The 19,410-nt window shown below is 37.4% G+C and carries 23 protein-coding genes; 22 read left to right on the forward strand and 1 reads right to left on the reverse strand.

The features are described 5' to 3' along the window. Window positions 1–18: 18 nt before the first annotated feature. From ASE42_RS08995 to ASE42_RS09020, 6 genes are all read left to right on the forward strand, one after another. Window positions 19–1,152 carry a glycoside hydrolase 5 family protein gene (locus ASE42_RS08995; protein WP_024426998.1) on the forward strand — a complete coding sequence of 378 codons (1,134 nt, stop codon included), beginning with the start codon at window positions 19–21 and terminating at the stop codon, window positions 1,150–1,152. Between the two features lie 318 nt (window positions 1,153–1,470). Next, window positions 1,471–2,064 (forward strand): hypothetical protein, encoded by a 594-nt coding sequence (locus ASE42_RS09000; RefSeq protein ID WP_056766455.1) that lies wholly within the window; start codon window positions 1,471–1,473, stop codon window positions 2,062–2,064. Then, window positions 2,057–2,350 (forward strand): winged helix-turn-helix domain-containing protein, encoded by a 294-nt coding sequence (locus tag ASE42_RS09005; RefSeq protein WP_056766457.1) that lies wholly within the window; start codon window positions 2,057–2,059, stop codon window positions 2,348–2,350. Before ASE42_RS09000 ends, ASE42_RS09005 begins: the two co-directional genes overlap by 8 nt. Window positions 2,351–2,371: 21 nt before the next feature. Continuing rightward, a complete protein-coding gene (locus ASE42_RS09010) occupies window positions 2,372–3,265 on the forward strand; it encodes an ABC transporter ATP-binding protein (protein WP_056766461.1) in 894 nt (297 codons plus the stop codon). A 258-nt stretch (window positions 3,266–3,523) separates the two neighbouring features. After that, window positions 3,524–4,270, forward strand: coding sequence for an ABC transporter permease (locus ASE42_RS09015; RefSeq protein WP_024427002.1), 747 nt, complete (start codon window positions 3,524–3,526; stop codon window positions 4,268–4,270). A gap of 76 nt (window positions 4,271–4,346) precedes the next feature. Next, window positions 4,347–5,066: a pentapeptide repeat-containing protein gene (locus tag ASE42_RS09020; RefSeq protein ID WP_056766463.1), complete on the forward strand. Its 720-nt coding sequence runs from the start codon at window positions 4,347–4,349 to the stop codon at window positions 5,064–5,066. 215 nt (window positions 5,067–5,281) lie between these two features. On the opposite strand, the gene ASE42_RS18570 is transcribed toward ASE42_RS09020, so the two are convergent. Next, window positions 5,282–5,407, reverse strand: coding sequence for a plantazolicin family TOMM peptide (locus ASE42_RS18570; protein WP_080701195.1), 126 nt, complete (start codon window positions 5,405–5,407; stop codon window positions 5,282–5,284). A gap of 427 nt (window positions 5,408–5,834) precedes the next feature. Between ASE42_RS18570 and ASE42_RS09025 the strand changes: the two genes are divergently transcribed. The 16 genes from ASE42_RS09025 to rpsO all read left to right on the forward strand — a co-directional run bounded on the left by ASE42_RS09025 (window position 5,835) and on the right by rpsO (window position 19,324). Further along, complete coding sequence (locus ASE42_RS09025; RefSeq protein ID WP_034623597.1) at window positions 5,835–6,542, forward strand: protein involved in maturation; 708 nt, start codon at window positions 5,835–5,837, stop codon at window positions 6,540–6,542. Between the two features lie 13 nt (window positions 6,543–6,555). Beyond that, window positions 6,556–7,536, forward strand: coding sequence for a TOMM precursor leader peptide-binding protein (locus ASE42_RS09030; RefSeq protein WP_056766465.1), 981 nt, complete (start codon window positions 6,556–6,558; stop codon window positions 7,534–7,536). Between the two features lie 2 nt (window positions 7,537–7,538). Then, entirely contained in the window at window positions 7,539–8,885 is a 1,347-nt protein-coding gene (locus tag ASE42_RS09035) for a YcaO-like family protein (protein WP_034623592.1), read from the forward strand. 24 nt (window positions 8,886–8,909) lie between these two features. Continuing rightward, complete coding sequence (locus ASE42_RS09040; protein WP_056766467.1) at window positions 8,910–9,719, forward strand: SagB/ThcOx family dehydrogenase; 810 nt, start codon at window positions 8,910–8,912, stop codon at window positions 9,717–9,719. A gap of 13 nt (window positions 9,720–9,732) precedes the next feature. Continuing rightward, entirely contained in the window at window positions 9,733–10,398 is a 666-nt protein-coding gene (locus tag ASE42_RS09045; RefSeq protein WP_056766470.1) for a CPBP family intramembrane glutamic endopeptidase, read from the forward strand. Between the two features lie 26 nt (window positions 10,399–10,424). After that, complete coding sequence (locus tag ASE42_RS09050; protein ID WP_034623589.1) at window positions 10,425–11,231, forward strand: class I SAM-dependent methyltransferase; 807 nt, start codon at window positions 10,425–10,427, stop codon at window positions 11,229–11,231. Window positions 11,232–11,933: 702 nt separating this feature from the next. Then, the gene (rimP, locus tag ASE42_RS09055) at window positions 11,934–12,407 is read left to right on the forward strand and encodes a ribosome maturation factor RimP (protein ID WP_003211398.1); all 474 of its coding nucleotides are present in this window, start codon (window positions 11,934–11,936) and stop codon (window positions 12,405–12,407) included. Between the two features lie 32 nt (window positions 12,408–12,439). Then, complete coding sequence (gene nusA, locus ASE42_RS09060; RefSeq protein ID WP_024424140.1) at window positions 12,440–13,555, forward strand: transcription termination factor NusA; 1,116 nt, start codon at window positions 12,440–12,442, stop codon at window positions 13,553–13,555. A 15-nt stretch (window positions 13,556–13,570) separates the two neighbouring features. Continuing rightward, window positions 13,571–13,855: an RNase P modulator RnpM gene (gene rnpM, locus ASE42_RS09065; protein WP_024424139.1), complete on the forward strand. Its 285-nt coding sequence runs from the start codon at window positions 13,571–13,573 to the stop codon at window positions 13,853–13,855. After that, window positions 13,848–14,150 (forward strand): YlxQ family RNA-binding protein, encoded by a 303-nt coding sequence (locus tag ASE42_RS09070; RefSeq protein WP_024424138.1) that lies wholly within the window; start codon window positions 13,848–13,850, stop codon window positions 14,148–14,150. Before rnpM ends, ASE42_RS09070 begins: the two co-directional genes overlap by 8 nt. Before the next feature lie 19 nt (window positions 14,151–14,169). Then, window positions 14,170–16,290, forward strand: coding sequence for a translation initiation factor IF-2 (infB, locus tag ASE42_RS09075; RefSeq protein ID WP_025092597.1), 2,121 nt, complete (start codon window positions 14,170–14,172; stop codon window positions 16,288–16,290). Further along, entirely contained in the window at window positions 16,287–16,565 is a 279-nt protein-coding gene (locus ASE42_RS09080; RefSeq protein WP_024424137.1) for a DUF503 domain-containing protein, read from the forward strand. Before infB ends, ASE42_RS09080 begins: the two co-directional genes overlap by 4 nt. Window positions 16,566–16,582: 17 nt before the next feature. Continuing rightward, complete coding sequence (rbfA, locus tag ASE42_RS09085) at window positions 16,583–16,933, forward strand: 30S ribosome-binding factor RbfA (RefSeq protein WP_007499525.1); 351 nt, start codon at window positions 16,583–16,585, stop codon at window positions 16,931–16,933. A 68-nt stretch (window positions 16,934–17,001) separates the two neighbouring features. Further along, a complete protein-coding gene (gene truB, locus ASE42_RS09090; RefSeq protein ID WP_024427004.1) occupies window positions 17,002–17,931 on the forward strand; it encodes a tRNA pseudouridine(55) synthase TruB in 930 nt (309 codons plus the stop codon). A gap of 17 nt (window positions 17,932–17,948) precedes the next feature. Further along, a complete protein-coding gene (ribF, locus tag ASE42_RS09095) occupies window positions 17,949–18,914 on the forward strand; it encodes a bifunctional riboflavin kinase/FAD synthetase (RefSeq protein ID WP_056766472.1) in 966 nt (321 codons plus the stop codon). A 140-nt stretch (window positions 18,915–19,054) separates the two neighbouring features. Beyond that, the gene (rpsO, locus tag ASE42_RS09100; protein WP_008354438.1) at window positions 19,055–19,324 is read left to right on the forward strand and encodes a 30S ribosomal protein S15; all 270 of its coding nucleotides are present in this window, start codon (window positions 19,055–19,057) and stop codon (window positions 19,322–19,324) included. The last annotated feature ends 86 nt before the right edge of the window (window positions 19,325–19,410 follow it).

Raw genomic sequence — 19,410 nt, forward strand, 5'->3', positions numbered from 1 at the left:
ATTGTGAGGAGAATGTAAATGAAAAAGTGGGCTCAAAGAGTGTCTTGCTTCATACTTATAGCCGCTATATGGTCTGGCTGGTTTTCGCTTACGATGAAGGCAGCCGCTTATGTGCAGACGTCTGGTACACAATTTACGCTGAACAATCAACCATTTTACTTCGCCGGCACAAATAATTACTATTTCCATTACAAATCTAAAAAAATGGTAGATGCTGTGTTCGATGATATGAAAGCAATGAATTTAAAGGTCATACGGATTTGGGGCTTTCACGACGGGGCTCCTCAAGAAAACTCAGTCTTACAATCTAGTCCAGGCGTCTATGAAGAATCTGGTTTTCAAAAACTAGATTATGCGATTTATAAAGCAGGACAGGAAGGAATAAAGCTTGTGATCCCACTAGTGAACAATTGGGATGACTTTGGCGGTATGAATCAATATGTGAAGTGGTTCGGGGCAGGATCGCATGATGCCTTCTATACAGATCCTCGTATTCAAAAAGCTTACAAAAATTATGTGCGCTATGTATTAGAAAGAACCAATACGTATACAGGTGTTCAATATAAAGACGATCCAGCTATTATGACTTGGGAATTAGCCAACGAGCCGCGGATGCAGTCAGATCCAACGGGAAATGTACTAGTCAAATGGGCAGATGAAATGAGTACATGGATCAAATCGCTGGATCGTCACCATCTTGTTGCAGTAGGAGATGAAGGATTCTTTCGCATACCAGGACATGAAGATTGGTTTTACGGAGGAGGAGAAGGCGTCGATTGGGATCGTTTAACATCTCTTCCTAATATCGATTATGGAACCTATCATCTGTACCCAGATCACTGGAGCAAGTCTGCTGCCTGGGGAGTGAAATGGATCGAAGACCATATCACCCGCGGGAAGTCAATCGGAAAGCCAGTTGTGCTAGAAGAGTTTGGCTATCAAAATCAATCAGCTCGTCCTGACGTATATCAGAGCTGGCTGTCAGCGGTAGAGCGGCTCGGAGGGGCTGGCAGTCAATTTTGGATTTTAACAAGCATTCAGGACGATGACTCGCTCTATCCGGATTATGACGGTTTCCGCATTATAAAAGGAAGCAGGGAGGCAGCACTTATTAGTGAACATGCGAAAAGAATGAATGAAAAGAATCGATGACGAATGCCTGCTGAATAAGGAACTGTTTATATAGCTCACTCCAATTAGTAGTTCTTATTTTCCAAATAGAAAATTTAAAATGCTTGTTTATCACTTTTTCTATATTTTAAAATATGAAGCGGTTTGAGACCAACCATTGAATAAGGTTTTCAGAAACGATCAAGAAGCAGAAGGTATTTGGAGATTCGTTAGGAAGGAGGTGGTTATATCTATTTTTTATTTTAATTCATAAAAAAAGTATTTCCAATAACTTGACTAAATGGAAATTTAAATCTATACTCTGTATCACAGAGTTCTTTGTGGAAGAGGAGTTTATTTATGACTAATGAAAAATTCAATAATTCAGAAATATTAGAGAATTTATCTCATATCAAGACGATTACAAACTATAAAACAGAGTATTGTAAACAAACCAGTATTTATTTTATCATTTGGGGCCTCATTTGGATAATGGGATATTCAATACCTTTACTTTTTGCTAATTCAATAACTGCAGGTGTCTTTTGGCTTATTTTAGGCATTGCGGGTTGGGTTATCACTTTAACTACATATTTTAAACAAAAGAAAATGATACCAATGCCCTTGTTTTTAAGAACTCAATTACAATACACATGGCTTGGTCTTGGAATTATTTTAGGTATCTTTATTTTTTTAATATGTGTTGGTTTATTACCATATACATTAAATAATTTACCCTTTTATGTTGTTTTATTGGTTTCTATCATGTATTTACTCTTAGGTATTGTTCTGGCTAAAGAGATCTTTATTATGGGGTTCTGGCTAAGTGTTTTAGGTGTAACTACATTTTTATTATTTCCTAGTTTAATGAACATTATCTTCGCTTTTATTGGTGGAGGAAGTTTGTTATTAACTGGTGTGATTTTAAAAAGAAAAGGACAAGGAAATGAGTAATGTCAATAGTTTAAATGATTTAATCCATCCAAAAGTTCGGTTAGGGATTATGAGTTTATTAATGATTTATGAAAAATGTGATTTTAGCTTCTTAAAAGCCTCTTTATCTGTAACAGACGGTAATTTGGGCTCGCATTTAAAAAAATTAGAGGATGCAGGCTATGTGCTAATTACAAAGACATTTGTGGATAAAAAACCAAAAACAATCGTTAGTATAACAGATTTAGGAGAGCACGCCTACAAAGAATATTTGAGTGTTATTGAAGCCATTTTAAAAAATAAATGACATGGAAGGAAAGAGTGCCGAATGTTGAAAATAGAAAACGTCAGTAAAAAATACGGGACTACCCAAGCGTTAAAAAGTATTACATTAACAATTCCAGAAGGAGTTTGTTATGGATTAATAGGTCCAAATGGTTCTGGTAAATCAACCTTGATGAAAATTATATCTCACATTATTAAATCTTATGAAGGCAGAGTTGAGCATGTTGGTGAGTCTAAGAGTGCGCTCGGCTACATCCCGCAAGACATCAGCTTAGAGGAAAAATTAACAGCTAAAGTAAATATGGAGTTTTTTGGACAAATTTATGGTTTGAAAGGGAAAACATTAGAAGAAAGAGTAGAAAAAACACTAAAAGATGTAGGATTGTGGGAAAGAGCAAATGATATAGTTGAAAGCTTTTCAGGAGGAATGAAACGTCGTTTGAATATTGGCTGCGCTCTAATGCATGCTCCTAAGTTAATTCTTTTAGATGAACCGACAGTGGGGGTAGATCCTCAATCAAGACGTTATATTTTCGACATCATTAACAAATTGAAGGAAGAGGGAAGAACTATTATCTATGTTAGTCATTATATGGAGGAAATAGAGAGTTTATGTGATTATGTGGCTTTCATTGATAAAGGGAACATTGTTGAAGAAGGCAAAATAGATGAGCTTTTGAATCGCTACGCAGAAACATCTATCTTTTTTGAATCTATGATTCCTAATAAAACATTAACTAGTCTCGGGTATGATTTTGTTACTCATCAAGGTGGAGTGTTAGTTAAAACTACAAAACCATTAGATACTTTAGAAGATTTGGCTAAACTGAGTAAAAAGGAATCATTGGTTCCCCAACAATTATCTTTGTACAGACCGAGACTTGAAGATGTCTTTTTTCAATTAACAGGAACAGATTTACGGGATCAATTACAATAAAATGTCTTTATGAATGAAAAGCACTCTCGTATTTTTTTCAATTAAAATAACTTAAAAGAGTAACTGATGTAGAAAGAGCATAAATCTAACGAACAGAATTAATTTGTGTGTACCGTGATTTAAAATCATACGTAATTAGTCAACATTATGTGACTAATTCTAATTCGTCACATCCACAAATGGTAAAATAAATAAAAAATGTGATTATTTAAGAGTTATATAGAAGGGAATCAAATGAATATAACGGGAGTGATTTTTATGTGGCCATTAGTCCGCATCGAATCTATAAAACAGGTGAAAGATCGATCATTGTTGTTCTGGACCATTTTATTACCAGTTGCTTCAATTATTCTTTTAATAGAATTATTTACATCAGGTAGTTCTCAAGCACAAAAAACATTAGTTGCTTCTCAATCAGTGACAGGGATGAGCGTGTTTTTCTCCACATTTGTCATTATTTCAATTGTCATTAGTTTTGTAAAAGATCGTGAGAAAGGAATTGTGGCAAGGCTAGCAAGTACTCCTTTACAGCCGCATCATTTTTTTCTTGGAAAGTGCGTTCCATTTTTTATCATTATCTTATTTCAAGTTTTGTTGTTAACCATTTTAGGAGTTTACTTATATGGTATTGAAATAACACAATACAGCTCGTATTTCTTAGTAGTTGTTCTATTATCAATGCAAGTGACTTCATGGGGAGTTGCCATCGCCGCATTTGCTAAAACTGAGAATACAGGCCTAGTGATGACAAACATGATTGCTTTAGGGACAGCAGTTGCTTGTGGCTTATGGACTCCATTTGATCAATTACCTAGTTATCTCAAAATAATTGGTATGCTCTTCCCGCAGTATTGGGCACATCAAGGTTTAGTGCAATCAGTATCAACACTACCAGGGGGAGAGAATTTGATCTTAGTTACAGCAGTCCTTATAGGCTATACCCTGTTAGGGTTTATTCTTTCGTTGGTTGGCTATAAAAAATATATAAAGCGAGCAAGAGGCTAGTCTCTAAAAATTTCAGCTAAATGTTATGCACCGCAAAATCAATGCTTGTATGCTGTCTGAAAAAAGGAGTGAGTCAATGTTAAGTGAAGAGTTAGAACTGTATGTTGAAAGTTGTTTTCGGCCATATAAAAAAGACCAAACATATGAAGAAAAGAAAAAAGAATTATTAGAGCTGCTTGGAAATGTTAAATTAAAACTCGAAAATGATGGATTAAAAGATGCAGAGGTTCAGGATATGCTTATTGAAAAGCTGAAATCAGGCGAAATAAGCATTGATAATCATACATTAGTAATTGATGATCATAACCGCGTAGAGCATGTGAAAAAAATATTTGTTAATGCTGATTTAGATTGGTTAACGTTTATAAATGTTAAATATAAGTTATGCGATTTTAAGGGGCTATCGATTGTACAAAAAGTAATGAGCCATTCAGATTTTAATGGGTGCTATCTGAGAAAAGTTAATATTAGCCATTCTAAAATTTCCTCATCTACCTTTGAAAAGAGTGATTTGACTCAATCTCATTTTGAACATTGTGAGATAACGAATTCATCCTTATATGGCTGTCATTTACCCAACATTAGTATTGATGAATCATCTTTAATAAATGTTTTATTTGAAAATTGTTATTTTAAAAACATTACTTTTGAGAATTCTAAATTAATCAATGTTAATTTTAAATCATGTACGATTAAAAAATTAAATTTTATTGGAGTGACAATGGATAAAATGACTTATCATATTTTAGAAGGAGAAGGGGCAGATTTAAGCGGTGTGGAAGTAATCGATATTTAATACAGTGGGGGCTATTGAGAAAAATCTCAATAGCCTTTTTTTGTTTTATTCACTATCTCTTGCTGTCCCATTAACTGGATGCAAGGTTTTCGTTAAGCAAAATAAACGTGGAAACTTCTATTTTCAAATAAAAAATGCCCACCCACCTAGCTAAGTCTGCTTCGCTAGGTGGGCGAGCGATCTTTTCAATGATATGTCGAAAAAACTAAAGTTGATTAGAAAGTTGAAGAACTTGAGATGATTGTTGTGCAAGTGCAGCGCGCAGCCATTGGTTCGAATAAATGTTGACCTTCCCCATGTACCTTAGCAGCCAAAGCAGTTGGGATTGTAATTTTAGTCATCTTTAGACCTCCTTAGTTAAAATTTATCAACATAGATATGTAGTTGATATATTACATATGATGGTTCATAAGTCTTTATTTGTCAATATGTGAGTGTGAAAGTTTTATATTTTCTGAAAAGTCCGTTGATACCACTGAAAAAATGTGGTTTAATATGACTATGGAAAATAATACTATATTTAAAATTTAATGTATTTTAAGGTTTTATATGGTCTTTATGTTATTTTTGGATTAAAGGTTGGTGTTAATTTGAATCAAATATTTTGGGTATTTAGATATTAAGTTAATTAAATGTATGAAAAAAGTTGAGGTTACTATGTTATGAAGAACTCAAATAGAAGATTACTATTTCTATTATAAGTTTGATTAATTTAGATTTTCACCATTCACTGATAATCAGGAAAGAGAAAAGAGGGAGGGGATCTTTATGAGTATTCATTATGTCGGGATTAGAGAACCAATAAAAGCCTATTTAGAGAAGATGAAAGTTGAGTATGAAGACTATCCTGTTCAAATAATTGATTTGGGCGGGGCTGTTAGTTATGACAAAGAATTCTTTATAAATAATACTGATTTTCAAACGGAAACGATTATTTTATCTAATAGAAGGCATACTGTCGAGGATGAACTAGGTTCTCTTGAAAGTGAATTATTGAAAATCTATCAGAATAGCATACTTTATAGGACTTCACCGCTTGATATTAATATAGAACTTTATAGAGGATGGGCAGGTGCTACTGGTAAATTAATAACTGCATTTTCTCCCGAGGGAGTTAATTGGATCAATACAAAAGATGTTGTAAAGGCATGTTTGATCCCTAAACAGGATGTTAGGAATCGCGCTGGAAAGGCATATGATTTAACAGGACCAGAGTTAGTAAGTATGAGTAGGCTGAAGGATATTTTTGAAGAGGATTTAAACATGAAAATTGAATTGTATTGTAAAAGTAAAGAAGAGGTCATATCAATTTTGTCCCAGAACAATATGCCTTTAGACGTATTAGAATGGTTAGCCGAATTTCAAGAAGCTTCTTCTTCAAAACATTTACAGCCATTTACGAACACGCTGGAACAAATAATTGGTCACCCCCCAAATCGGGCACAATTATCTAAAATACAAATTAATTATTCTTAAGGAGGAATAATATATGTTTGTCAAAGACCAAGAAATGACGAGGTATAAATTAGCACCACACATTACGCTAGGTAAACTAGAAGACAGTTTGATTGGTTTAAAAGCGCAAACTGTCACCAAAATTGAAGGTGACGGAATTATTGAATTTATTCAAGAAATTTCTGATTATCTTATGGAAGATAATGGGGTTTCCATTAAAGAGCTGGAGGAGAATTTCGAAGTAGAGAGTGATCAATTAAAACATGTCCTCGAATTTTTAGTTGCGAACGGAATGTGTGTTAAGACGGATATGACCTTTGATTTAACTGCGCTTTTGTCTTATGAAAGAGCCGGTGGACAAGTATTGGTTGAAGATATACTAGATCGTTTAAAAACAGGGATTGTTGAAGTTATTACGCGAGATCATAACCCAGTTGCTGCTGAATTTATTCGTCATTTGCAAGAGGCAGGGCTACATGTAGTGCTTAAAGGAGAATTAAATAAGCAGCCAGATATCAGGGTTGCTATCGGCAACTCTCATTTAGATCCGATTTTTGAAGAAATAAATGATCTGGCATTAGAAGACCACATCCCTTGGTTAAGCATTGTGCCATATGATGGACAGACATCTTGGGTAGGTCCATTTTTCTTGCCACATCAATCAGCTTGTTTACATTGCTATAACCTTCGAAAATCAGCAAATTTTTCTGACGAAGTATTGCGATCAGACTTAATGAAAATAAAACCTATAAATCCTGAAAAGAAACCGGTTTATCATATGCCGATTAATTTAGTTCAAATCGGAATTGCAAGTAATTTAATTTTAGAATGGCTCACACTAAAAGATTACGCACCAAGTGCAACACCAGGTGGATTTACAACAATTAATTTAGATGATAAAGGTGTCTCATTTAATCATCATCGTGTTTATCGAGTTCCTAGATGCCCAAAGTGTTCCCCAACTGCAGATACAGGTTTTCCTCAAGTTTGGTTTCATGGTGAGGTGAATAATTAATTATGGCTAATAAATGGACAACGTTAGAAGAGTCATGGGAAATACTCGACCAATTGGCAGATCCTTATGTTGGGATAGTCCGTAGAGAGTATAGAAAACTCAGAGACGTTGATGATATATGGGGTCATTCATATGGAGCGCATGGTACAGACAGCAATATTTTATTTGGAGTACCATCTAATTCATATAATGGGGGAGGATCTGCTAATCCAGCTGCAGCCAGATTAGCAGCTATAGGTGAAACGGTGGAAAGATATAGTGCCGCTTATTTACCTTTAAACTCTGATGTTGTATGTTTTGGTACTCAAAAGGACTTAATCAATGAAGGCAAATCAGTAATTGGCTTTGATAAGTGGGAGATGTATGCTGTCACTCAATATGAAGACCCGAATTTTCCTCATGATAGATGGAATGAAGATACAAAATTATGGTGGAGAAAAGGTCATATTGCTGAAAATAATGAAGAAGTTTGGACGCCTGCTCAATTAATTCATATTGCAAACTATACTGAGTGGCCAGGAGACCCCAATATTGGTCATGCAACTAGTAATGGACTAGCTTGTGGTATTACATATCAAGAAGCTGCAATCTCAGGTTTATTTGAAACAATTGAAAGAGATGCATTTATGCTTACTTGGTACAATAAGTTAAGTTTACCGCAGATCGATATTAATACCTCACCTAGATTAAAACACTTCTATGAAAGATATATTAAACCTACTTCTCTTGATTTGCATTTAGTAGACATGAGCATTTTTTCTGGTGTTCCTACTATTTTGGCAGTGATAAGAAATCCTCATACAGATTTAGCTCCATTTGCTATTGGCGCGGCCTCTGCTCATTCAATTGAAAGAGCATGTGAGAAAGCTGCAATAGAGGGAATGTATACAAGAACTTGGGTAAAAACAGAACAACGATTAGGGAACGCCTTAGTGGATGTAGATTATCATCGAGATATTAACAGTTTTGAAGATCATATTAAACTCTATGCGGGAACAGCTATTGTGAAAGAAGCTGATTTTTTAACAGCGAGTGAGAAATTAGTGGACGTTAAAGACTATGCACCGTTTGATGATCGTTCTCCAGACATTTTATGGACTAACCTTGTCAGTCATTTATCAAAACAAGGATATCATGTGGCAACTTTTGATTTAACCAGCCCTGATATAAAAGATGCTGGTGCCTATGTTGTAAAATCAATTATTCCTGGATATAAACCGATTGACGTTCTTTATAGAGGTAGAATGTTGGGCGGAGAACGAATTTTAAAACATTCTTATCATTTAGGTTTAGTAGATAAACCTTTTAAGTTAGAAGAACTGAATCCAATTCCGCATCCATTTCCTTAATATCGTAGAAAGGTGATTAAATATATGAATAGTATTGAAAGACATGCTACTAATTTGGCTGATGTTGTGTATGGAAACGAAGCATTACGGTTTGATGATCCTTCTGAAAATTGGTTTGAGGCAACAAAAATCTATAGGGGTTCAATGGCATGGGACGCACCTGGTGTTGCAGGGCTGCTGCGATCTCAAACTTTGCAAAAGATTGCTACCCATGCAAGTAAAAGATTTGATGACCTACCTTTAATTTTACTGCCTAAACCATTAAATACAAATATAACTTTAGATGATGTCATTAAGGAACGAAGAAGTGCAGATTATTTTAGCGGGGGGAGTGTTTCATTAGAACAACTCTCAACAGTTTTACAGAAGAGTTATGGATTGGTAGAGCGTAAAGAAGGACCTAGACGCCCTATACCATCTGGCGGGGCACTTTATCCTCTAGATCTATTTATTGTAGCCAACAAAGTGGATTCTTTAGACAAAGGTATTTATCATTTCGATCCGTATAGAAAAGGATTGACCAAAATGGGTGATTACTCTGAAAAAGAATTTGAGAAAATAATGTTACAAGAAGAATCCGTTCAAGATTTTGCATTTGCTGTAGTCATTTCAGCTAATTTTTGGCGTTCTCGATTTAAGTATGGACATCGTTCTTATCGCTTCGTTTTTATGGAGGCAGGACATGTCATGCAAAATATGATTTTGGTATCTACTGCACAGAAGATTAATAGCCGACCATTCGGAGGGTTTATCGATGATGAGTTAATGGAAATGATCGGTGGATTTAATGGAGTAGATGATGCCCCAATTTATACATTGATTGCGGGTACTTAAATAGATGATTTCAATGGTAGCAGCTTTAGGGATCCTCATTCACTTTTTGGGTCCCTTAAGCTCTAAAATGGTGATCAAAATCAAGAGAGATAAACCAATATCCGATCGAAAGTTAATAACATATATCACTCCTCAGAGGAGCTATGATGGATTCACGATTATCGGAGCTTCTATATGCTGTGGAGCATTTTCTCAAGAGCTCTTAGTTGAAATTTCTAATAATAAAAATGTGTATGGTGTTTTATTCTTCTTTTTATTAGGTGTCCTATTACCGTCAGTTCTATGGAAATTAAAAAACAAAGTTGTTGCATTTAGAGGCAGATATGTTGTCAATGTTGATTCAATCTTTTTTCTTCCATTAACGGCTCTATCAGAAGAATTGATTTGGCGGTTCTTTCTTCCGTTATTATTACTAACGAATTCTGTAGAGTCTGTAGCGGTATCGATCTGTATCAGTTCAATAGGATTTATCTTGCTGCATATACCAATAGGCGGTGTTAAGTCTATTGCTTATATGTCGCTTTTTACATTAATCACAGTTATTTCATACTTAACATTTGGTATTCTAGCAGCGATAGCATTTCATATTTCACATAATCTGTTCATTCATTTTTTTCAACCTCGCAAAATAAAGAACTTCAAAACGAAACCTCCCGTATTATCTGAAACTGATTGGTGAGACTTTTTATAAAGGTGGTAAACCCTGTGATAATACAAGAAAAGATGAAAGAGCTTAAAGGGAAAAGAGCTCTGGCGCAGTCATGGTTTTTGGATTCAGAAAAAAGAAAAATAAGTTCAAATTATGATAATCGAGAAACGCCATTTACTCGATGTCTATCAGCTGAAACTTTCATTTCTTATTATCAACTAACATTCAAAAAAACCCCTGCCTCTATTTTAGATATAGGATGTGGACAAGGGCAGATGCTTGAGTATTTATCTAAGCAATTACCTCAAGCTGATTTGACTGGAATTGATTCATCTGAAGAAGCCATACATTGTGCAAATCAATTGAATTTAAAAGCTAATTTTATTTGTACAGATATCAAAAATTTTTCATCACATGCGAAAAGTTATGATGCGATTTTAATACATCTGTGTTTTGGGCTATTTGAAGATCCTTTAGCATTATTAGAACAGTTACTTCCTTATTTATCAAATGAATCTATTATTTATATAGTTGATTTAAATCGAGATAGTATAGAAAGTGGATTGAGTTCAGTTGAGAACAAAGAAGAAGAACTGTATTTATATGATCAATATCACGCCTCATTGACATTATCTGAGTTCGAGCAGTTACTCACCTATATGACCAAAACTAGAAAAGATATGATGTATAAGATTGGTACTTCTATAATTGGAGGGTTTAGCCCATTTAGTATGGAATTTTTATCGTTAATAGGAAATGAAAATTTACAACAAACGTTAAGGCAGGTTCCAGATGAATATAGCAATTCAGCACAGAAGACACCTTTACTTTTACATGCATGGCTGATTAAACAGTCTGGATAAATTCATTCCATATAAACATGGTTCTTTCTCATGTATAATATGAAGGTTATCCGTTCAGTCTCCGCCTGCTCTTCGGGGAGTTCAATATGAATGATCTTTACATTGCTATTCCCTAAAAATTAGAACGCGGTTATCTGAAGTGAGTGACAAAGGCAAAGTGCTTATTTCTTTAACGTTAAAGTACTTATCCATTAGGGGGGATGAAAAATTTGAAAGTGAAGGCTGTTTACTGATACACTCTTTGCTTCTATATAAATAACCATACTGTGTCATACAAAATGTTTTTTGGAAATAGAGATGGCTTAGTGTAGATGTTACTTTCTTTCATAGGGGAGCTCTGTTCTTCGCTCATTGCATTCAGGTGCATTATTACCAGTCCGCTCTATTCATAGTGGCTTTCCGTTTATATATAAAGGAAGAGAGAGGTATTAATGGTACTGAACATGCTGCAGTAATCGTTGAGCAAGTACCTATTATAAGGAGGAACTTCATTTGCATAAAAAAATTGGATATGGTATAGTTTTTATGGAAATGCTAACGATTACCGAGACAAGAGTGGGGAAACCCGCTCTTTTGTATTGAACAGGCAATTTTTGTCTCGACATTATTCATCCGTTTTCTGCTCCCCCTGCTCACATAAAGCAGGGTTTTTATGCAGAATGATTGATAAGAGCGTTTATCGAAAGCACAAGGAGGAAGAGAATGAGCAAAAAAGTAGTGGATGTCGTAAGCGAAATGGTGCAGCCAATTTTAGATGGCTTACAGCTTGAACTCGTTGATGTTGAATTTGTCAAAGAGGGTCAAAACTGGTTCCTTCGCGTGTTTATTGACTCTGATAAAGGTGTCGATATCGAAGAGTGTGCCAAAGTGAGCGAAGCCTTGAGCGAAAAGCTTGATGAGGCAGATCCGATTAGCCAAAACTACTTTCTTGAAGTGTCCTCTCCTGGAGCGGAGCGCCCATTAAAGAAAAAAGCTGATTTTGAAAAAGCACTTGGAAAAAATGTTTTCATGAAAACATATGAACCAATTGATGGTGAAAAAGCATTTGAAGGTGAGCTTACAAGCTTTGATGGTGAGATTGCAACAGTGACAGTGAAGATCAAGACAAGAAAGAAAGAGATCAATATTCCATACGAAAAAATAGCTAACGCAAGATTAGCAGTTTCGTTCAATTAACCTTTTCATTGATATAAGGGGGAACCATAAAAATGAGTAGTGAGTTGTTAGATGCCCTGACTGTTCTTGAGAAAGAGAAGGGTATTAGTAAAGAAATTATAATTGAAGCGATAGAAGCTGCACTCATTTCTGCATATAAGCGTAATTTTAATCAAGCACAAAATGTTCGTGTTGATTTAAACCGCGAAACGGGAACAATTCGTGTGTTCGCAAGAAAAGATGTTGTAGATGAAGTGTATGATTCTCGCCTTGAAATCTCTGTAGATGATGCAGCCAATATTAACCCGAATTACATGGTTGGTGACGTCGTTGAGATTGAAGTCACACCAAAAGACTTCGGACGCATTGCAGCTCAGACAGCGAAACAAGTTGTGACGCAGCGAGTGAGAGAAGCAGAGCGTGGTGTGATCTACACTGAGTTCATCGACCGCGAGGAAGACATTATGACGGGAATCGTTCAGCGGATTGACAGTAAATTTATTTACGTGTCACTTGGCAAAATCGAAGCCCTTCTTCCTGTCAATGAACAAATGCCAAATGAAGAATACAAACCACATGACCGCATTAAAGTGTTCATTACAAAAGTAGAAAAAACAACAAAAGGACCACAAATTTATGTGTCTAGAACACATCCAGGTCTTTTAAAGCGTTTATTTGAAATTGAAGTACCAGAAATTTATGATGGTACTGTAGAGCTTAAATCGGTTGCTAGAGAAGCTGGGGACCGTTCTAAAATATCTGTTCGTACAGATGATCCTGATGTTGATCCAGTTGGCTCCTGTGTTGGACCAAAAGGTCAGCGTGTACAAGCAATTGTCAATGAGCTAAAAGGCGAAAAAATTGACATTGTCCATTGGTCTAATGACCCGGTTGAATTTGTTGCCAATGCGCTCAGTCCATCAAAAGTACTTGATGTCATTGTGAATGAAGAAGACAAGGCGACAACAGTCATTGTCCCTGATTATCAGCTGTCATTAGCGATTGGTAAAAGAGGTCAAAATGCCCGCCTTGCAGCGAAGCTGACTAGCTGGAAAATCGACATTAAAAGCGAAACAGATGCAAGGGAACTCGGTATTTTCCCAAGAACTGAAGACTCTGAATCTCTTTTCTTAGAGGCTGAACCAGTAGCTGAGGAATCTGACGAATAAGAGGTGATATTAAAGGTGAAAAGCCGAAAAAAAATCCCGCTTAGAAAATGCGTCGTGACGGGAGAAATGAAACCAAAGAAAGAACTGATCCGTGTTGTTCGTTCTAAAGAAGGAGAAGTGTCTGTTGACGCTACCGGAAAAATGAACGGACGCGGAGCTTACCTTTCTCTCGATAAAGAAACCATTCTTGCGGCAAAGAACAAACGCAGTTTACAGCAGCAATTTCAGACACAGATTGACGAACACATATTTGAAGAATTACTAGAACTAGCTGAAAAGGTGAAAAAACCTAATGAATGAATCTGAATGGTATCCTTTGCTTGGTCTAGCAAATCGAGCTCGTAAAGTCGTGTCAGGAGAAGATCTGGTGATCAAAGAAATTAGACATGCGCGTGCTAAGCTGGTTCTTCTTGCAGCAGATGCCTCATCTAACACAGAGAAAAAGGTATCTGACAAATGCAAATTTTATAATGTTCCGGTTAGAAAAGTTGAAGACCGTTCCGTTCTCGGACGTTCTATTGGGAAAGAAGCTCGCGTAGTTGTCGCTGTCACTGACCAAGGCTTCGCTAAGAAGCTCATAAGCTTGCTCGATTAATTTATTTGGGGGTGAACGAATGGCTAAAGTGAGAGTATATGAATACGCAAAAGCCATAGATGTTTCAAGTAAAGATATTATAGCAGCGCTTAAGGATATGAACGTGGAAGTGAACAACCACATGGCGACGCTTGAAGACGACACTGTGAAAAAGCTAGACGCTATCTATAAAAAAGCCAAAGCAAAAGAGACAGCTAACGAGAAACCCGCAGAACAAAAAAAACAATCATCTAACAAAAACAATGATAGAAAGAAGAATGACGTGCAGAATAATCAATTTAATAAAAACAAAAAAAACAACAACCAAAATAAAAACAAAAATAAACGCGGTGGAAATAACAAACCGCAGCATCAGCAAGCTAGACCTGTGAAGCCTAAAAAAGAGCTTCCTGAAAAAATTGAATTTACAAATTCAATGACTGTCGGCCAGCTGGCTGATGAGCTTGGAAAAGAAACAGCTGAAATCATCAAAAAGCTGATGATGCTTGGTGTCATGGCAACGATCAACCAAGAACTTGATAAAGATACAGTTGAATTAATCGCTTCTGAATATGGTGTTCCAGTAGAGGAAGTCATTATTTTAGAAGAAACTGAACTTGAAAAGTATGAAGTTGAAGATAAAGAAGAAGATATGCAAGTACGCCCTCCAGTTGTAACGATCATGGGACACGTTGACCACGGGAAAACAACTCTTCTTGACAGCATTCGTAAGACAAAAGTCGTCGAAGGCGAAGCAGGTGGAATCACGCAGCATATCGGTGCATACCAAATTGAAGAAAACGGCAAAAAAATTACGTTCCTTGATACACCTGGACACGCAGCATTTACAACGATGCGTGCACGTGGTGCCGAAGTAACGGATACGACAATTCTAGTCGTTGCAGCAGATGATGGTGTCATGCCTCAAACAATTGAAGCGATTAACCATGCGAAAGCGGCAGAAGTGCCAATCATTGTCGCTGTTAACAAAATTGACAAACCAACAGCGAACCCTGACCGCGTGATGCAGGAATTAACTGAGCATGGTCTTGTACCAGAAGCTTGGGGCGGCGAAACCATTTTCGTTCCACTATCTGCGAAAACAGGTGAAGGCATTGACGAATTGATCGAAATGATCCTTCTTGTCAGCGAAGTAGCAGAACTGAAAGCCAACCCTAATCGTGCGGCAAAAGGGACTGTCATCGAGGCTGAGCTTGATAAAGGAAGAGGTTCTGTTGCAACCCTTCTTGTTCAAACAGGTACACTTCATGTAGGTGACCCAATCGTTGTCGGAAATACATTTGGCCGTGTACGTGCAATGGTCAATGACATCGGCCGCCGCGTGAAAACAGCAGGACCATCTACACCTGTTGAAATCACTGGTTTAAACGATGTACCGAATGCAGGGGATCAGTTCCTCGTATTCAAAGATGAAAAAACAGCTCGTCAAGTCGGTGAGGCGCGTGCTTCTAAACAGCTGGACGAACAGCGTTCAGATAAAGCAAAATTATCTCTAGACGACCTATTTGAGCAAATCAAACAAGGTGACGTAAAAGATATCAACTTGATCGTGAAAGCAGACGTACAAGGCTCTGCTGAAGCATTAACAGCAGCTCTTCAAAAAATTGAAGTCGAAGGCGTAAAAGTGAAAATCATCCATACGGGTGTTGGAGCGATTACAGAATCAGACATCATTTTAGCAAGTGCTTCTAATGCCATCGTGATTGGCTTTAACGTACGTCCTGATGGAAATGCGAAGAGCACAGCTGAGACTGAGAACGTTGATATCCGCTTGCACCGCATTATCTATAAAGTCATCGATGAAATTGAAGCTGCGATGAAAGGAATGCTTGACCCTGAATATGAAGAAAAAGTCATCGGTCAAGTTGAAGTCCGTCAAACGTTCAAAGTATCTAAAATCGGTACAATTGCTGGCGGTTATGTAACTGAAGGAACGATTACAAGAGATAGCGGAATCCGCTTAATCCGTGACGGCGTCGTTATTTTTGAAGGCGAAGTTGACGTGTTAAAACGATTTAAAGATGATGTGAAAGAAGTTTCACAAGGCTATGAATGTGGTATTACCATTAAGAAATACAATGATATCCGTGAAGGTGATGTCATGGAATCATTCGTTATGCAAGAAATCGAAAGAAAATGATCGGTTATACCGAATGTGAGTGCATGATCTATGATGCATCCTCACTGAAGGAAAAACGTGCGGTTCTTCAGCGAATATTGACAAGAACGCGTCATAAATTCAATGTAACCATTGCTGAAATGGATTACCAGGATACATGGCAGCGTACATCAATCGGAATCGCCGTGATTTCCTCATCTCGGGTTCAAGTGGAAAAGGAGCTTCAGCGTGTATTAAGCTTTATCGATTCTTTTCCTGAAATTGAACGAACGATCACGAAAACTGAGTGGTTTTAATTAGAGGTGATAAGATCATGAGTATGAGAGCAACCCGTGTGGGTGAGCAAATGAAAAAAGAATTGGGCGACATCTTAGGCAGAAAGCTAAAAGATCCAAGAATCGGCTTTTTGACTGTAACTGATGTCGAAGTATCCGGTGATTTGCAAATTGCCAAAGTCTACATTTCAGTTCTTGGCGACGAGAAGAAAAGAGAGGAAACCTTAAAAGGTCTTGCAAAGGCTAAAGGGTACATCCGCTCTGAAATTGGCAATCGAATCAGACTTCGCAAAACACCAGAACTGCACTTTGAATTCGACGAATCTGTAGATTACGGAAATCGAATTGAAAGCCTGATTGCTGAATTAAACACAAAAGATCACGAATAAGATGTTGAAATAAGGATAGGCGATGATCGTCTGTCCTTTTTCATCGTTTATGAAAGGAGAGAACGCAGATGATAAATGGTGTTCTTTTATTACATAAAGAAAGAGGCATGACCTCACACGACTGTGTGTTTAAAGTAAGAAAAATTTTGCACACAAAAAAAGTCGGCCATACAGGCACCCTCGACCCAGAGGTTTCAGGTGTTCTGCCTATTTGTATCGGAAGAGCAACGAAGATTGTAGAATACTTAACAGATAAATCGAAAACGTATGATGCGGAGATCACGATTGGCTTTTCTACAACAACAGAAGACCAAACAGGTGAGATCGTAGAAGAAAAAAAGGTGGAAAAACCGATCTCAGAAAAAGAAATTGATGAGGCGCTGAAGCAGTTTGAAGGAACCATAGAACAAATTCCTCCCATGTTTTCTGCTGTGAAAATTGGCGGGAAAAAGCTCTATGAATATGCAAGAGAAGGCATTGAAATTGAGCGGCCGAGCCGAGAAATTACTATTCACCGTATCGAGCGGACTACACCTGTCACATATGAGGATGGTAGCGTGTCATTTAGGTTTACCGTTCTATGCTCAAAGGGAACGTATGTGAGGACCTTAGCGGTTGATATCGGGAAGAAACTAGGGTTTCCAGCCCACATGTCACATCTCATTCGTACAGGGTCTGGTGATTTTACACTTGATGAATGTATCACGCTGGATGAGCTGCGAGATATAAGCGAGGAAGGAACTGTAGATGAGCACCTTGTCCCGATCGAGCGTGCGCTCAATCATTTGCCGAAATGGGAGATAAATGATACATTAGCAAGTAAAGTGGAAAACGGTGCAGTCCTGCCAATGCCTGATGAATTTGCTCATTTCGCAGAGGCGGATCGTGTCGCTGTTTTTGCTCCTTCAGGCCGTTGTCTGGCGATATATATGAAGCACCCGACCAAACAGAACCTGATGAAGCCGGCGAAGATCTTATCTCAGGACAAGCAATCTTAAAGAAAAGGTGACATCTCGTGAAGACTATACATATTTCACACCCACATACATTGAATCAAAAGGATCAAGTCCCGTCTGTCATGGCTTTAGGGTACTTTGACGGTGTTCACCTTGGGCATCAAAAAGTCATTGACAAAGCGAAAAGCATTGCGGAAAAAGAAGGATTGGCCTTAGCAGTCATGACCTTTCATCCGCATCCATCACATGTTTTGCAAAAGGCACGGGAACCAAAAGACTTAATTACACCGCTTGAGGATAAAATTGATTTTATCGAACAGCTGGGCGCTGACTATTTATACATCGTACAATTCAGCGAGAGCTTTGCAGCTCTATCTCCTCAAGAATTTGTGGATCAATATTTGGATGAATTGAATGTGAAGCACGCAGTAGCGGGGTTTGATTTTACGTTTGGCCGTTTTGGTGCAGGCACAATGGAAACGTTCGATGAATACGGAAAAGGCCGTATCAATGCAACCATCGTACCTAAGCTGTCCAATCAAGACCGAAAAGTCAGCTCCACTCTCATCCGTTCCGCATTAAAAAATGGGGATGTTGAATATGTGAGCGAGCTTTTAGGAAAACCTTATCAGCTTCGCGGCATTGTCATCCATGGAGACAAACGCGGACGGACGATCGGGTTTCCGACAGCTAATGTCGGCTTATCTGCTGAATACATTATTCCGCCAACAGGGGTATATGCAGTAAGAGCAGAAGTAAAAGGTAAAGTATATGACGGTGTTTGTAATGTTGGCTATAAACCAACATTTTATGAAAAACGTCCTGATCAGCCTGCCATTGAAGTAAACCTCTTTGATTTTAACGAAGAAATATATGGCCAGCCGATTAAATTACAATGGTTCAAGCGCATTCGAAGTGAACGAAAATTTAACGGAATCCAGGAGCTGACGGCTCAAATCAGTCAAGATAAAGAGGAAGCGATTCAGTTTTTTCAAGATCAGCATAAGCAAACAAAAAAATCATAGAAAAACTGCTCTACCATTTGCAAATTCAGCATATTTTTAGTATGATAATTCCTGTAGCTTTAAAACCACTTACTTGGCAGGCCGACTTCACCGACGGCTGCGAGGTAGATGGGGCTAACATGATTTGGAGGTGAAACAGGATGGCAATTACTCAAGAGCGTAAAACGCAATTAATTAATGAGTTCAAAACACACGAATCTGATACTGGATCTCCAGAAGTTCAGATCGCTGTCCTAACAGAATCAATTAACAACTTGAACGAGCATTTACGTACTCATAAGAAAGATCACCACTCACGTCGCGGTCTTTTGAAAATGGTAGGTAGACGTCGTAATCTTCTTACGTATCTACGTAATAAAGACGTAACTCGTTACCGTGAGTTAATTAACAAACTAGGCTTACGTCGATAATCGTAAAAAGCGGGAGGATTCCCGCTTTTTTATCGTATAATCACTAATATTTTATGGTTAAAATGTTGAAAGAATGGCAAATACCC

Source organism: Bacillus sp. Root920, assembly GCF_001429445.1.
Lineage (GTDB): Bacteria > Bacillota > Bacilli > Bacillales > Bacillaceae > Bacillus > Bacillus safensis.

What these genes read in the sequence shown, in the direction of transcription:
- ASE42_RS08995 (WP_024426998.1), top strand. Translation starts at nt 19, where the DNA reads ATGAAAAAGTGGGCTCAAAGAGTGTCTTGCTTCATACTTATAGCCGCT.
- ASE42_RS09000 (WP_056766455.1), top strand. Translation starts at nt 1,471, where the DNA reads ATGACTAATGAAAAATTCAATAATTCAGAAATATTAGAGAATTTATCT.
- ASE42_RS09005 (WP_056766457.1), top strand. Translation starts at nt 2,057, where the DNA reads ATGAGTAATGTCAATAGTTTAAATGATTTAATCCATCCAAAAGTTCGG.
- ASE42_RS09010 (WP_056766461.1), top strand. Translation starts at nt 2,372, where the DNA reads ATGTTGAAAATAGAAAACGTCAGTAAAAAATACGGGACTACCCAAGCG.
- ASE42_RS09015 (WP_024427002.1), top strand. Translation starts at nt 3,524, where the DNA reads ATGTGGCCATTAGTCCGCATCGAATCTATAAAACAGGTGAAAGATCGA.
- ASE42_RS09020 (WP_056766463.1), top strand. Translation starts at nt 4,347, where the DNA reads ATGTTAAGTGAAGAGTTAGAACTGTATGTTGAAAGTTGTTTTCGGCCA.
- ASE42_RS18570 (WP_080701195.1), bottom strand. Translation starts at nt 5,407, where the DNA reads ATGACTAAAATTACAATCCCAACTGCTTTGGCTGCTAAGGTACATGGG.
- ASE42_RS09025 (WP_034623597.1), top strand. Translation starts at nt 5,835, where the DNA reads ATGAGTATTCATTATGTCGGGATTAGAGAACCAATAAAAGCCTATTTA.
- ASE42_RS09030 (WP_056766465.1), top strand. Translation starts at nt 6,556, where the DNA reads ATGTTTGTCAAAGACCAAGAAATGACGAGGTATAAATTAGCACCACAC.
- ASE42_RS09035 (WP_034623592.1), top strand. Translation starts at nt 7,539, where the DNA reads ATGGCTAATAAATGGACAACGTTAGAAGAGTCATGGGAAATACTCGAC.
- ASE42_RS09040 (WP_056766467.1), top strand. Translation starts at nt 8,910, where the DNA reads ATGAATAGTATTGAAAGACATGCTACTAATTTGGCTGATGTTGTGTAT.
- ASE42_RS09045 (WP_056766470.1), top strand. Translation starts at nt 9,733, where the DNA reads ATGGTAGCAGCTTTAGGGATCCTCATTCACTTTTTGGGTCCCTTAAGC.
- rimP (WP_003211398.1), top strand. Translation starts at nt 11,934, where the DNA reads ATGAGCAAAAAAGTAGTGGATGTCGTAAGCGAAATGGTGCAGCCAATT.
- nusA (WP_024424140.1), top strand. Translation starts at nt 12,440, where the DNA reads ATGAGTAGTGAGTTGTTAGATGCCCTGACTGTTCTTGAGAAAGAGAAG.
- ASE42_RS09070 (WP_024424138.1), top strand. Translation starts at nt 13,848, where the DNA reads ATGAATGAATCTGAATGGTATCCTTTGCTTGGTCTAGCAAATCGAGCT.
- infB (WP_025092597.1), top strand. Translation starts at nt 14,170, where the DNA reads ATGGCTAAAGTGAGAGTATATGAATACGCAAAAGCCATAGATGTTTCA.
- ASE42_RS09080 (WP_024424137.1), top strand. Translation starts at nt 16,287, where the DNA reads ATGATCGGTTATACCGAATGTGAGTGCATGATCTATGATGCATCCTCA.
- rbfA (WP_007499525.1), top strand. Translation starts at nt 16,583, where the DNA reads ATGAGTATGAGAGCAACCCGTGTGGGTGAGCAAATGAAAAAAGAATTG.
- truB (WP_024427004.1), top strand. Translation starts at nt 17,002, where the DNA reads ATGATAAATGGTGTTCTTTTATTACATAAAGAAAGAGGCATGACCTCA.
- rpsO (WP_008354438.1), top strand. Translation starts at nt 19,055, where the DNA reads ATGGCAATTACTCAAGAGCGTAAAACGCAATTAATTAATGAGTTCAAA.